The following is a 904-nucleotide window of genomic DNA, read 5'->3' on the forward strand; positions in this document are numbered from 1 at the left end:
GTTCGTGTAGCTCGCCAGTCGGGGATCCGTGACGACCAGATAGGCTTGGTCCGGCGCAGGATGAATTGAGTACATGCCACTTTTCGGCAATGCGATCGACAATGCGCCAGTTGTGCTCGCAACCGATTGCAGTGCGGGAACTGTCGTCGTTCCGCTTGCCGTGTTGACTTGGGTGAGATTGCCGCCCGACACGCGTTGATTGGCTGCGTTGTTGCCGAGCGTCCCCCCGGTCGCACCGGTCGCGGAATTTTGTGCGGCGACGTTTTGGTTGTCGACGTTCTGCGCATCGATCGACACCGACTGGTTCGCGATGATCGTGCCGCCCGTTCCGCCGATGGCGATCGGCGCATGAACAACGGGCGGTTGGGCGATCGTGCCTCGATCCCGCGTCGTGTCTATGTTCCACGCATACATCGACGTAATCTCGTCGCGCTGATACTGATACAGGGTGTGGCCGACGTTGTTGACGATCGTCCCACCATAGCTCCCGCTGCCGACGGAACCGCTTTGCCGCGTACTACCGATCTGGATCGACTTGCCGGCCGTGATCGCACTGTAGTTGTTGTTCACCGCCCCGACGTTCGCCATGGTGATACTGCCGCCAGCCACAAGTTGCGCTTGCTTCGCTTGACTTGCCACCTTGTCCTGCCGAATCGTCGATGTCGTATCACGCCAGATTTCGACGCGCTGATAGCCCTTATGGCCGTCGCTGCGCGTTGCGTATTCCGTATCGGGCGCGTAGTTGATGTGCGGATCGTAGCCAGCCCAATAGACTGCCGTCACGGTACCGTTTCCGTTCTCCGTCAGCGTGTTGTAGTACAGCGTTTGATGCTGCCCGTTGACGTTCACGACCAGTACCCGGTCGACGGCATTCGTGCCGTTCGATTCGGACACGATATCGCTC

The 904-nt window shown here is 59.5% G+C and carries 1 pseudogene; it reads right to left on the reverse strand.

The window, feature by feature from the left end:
• Positions 1-904, reverse strand: a pseudogene (locus ACV229_RS40540) (filamentous hemagglutinin); the annotation flags it as partial.

Source organism: Burkholderia sp. MR1-5-21, assembly GCF_053427715.1.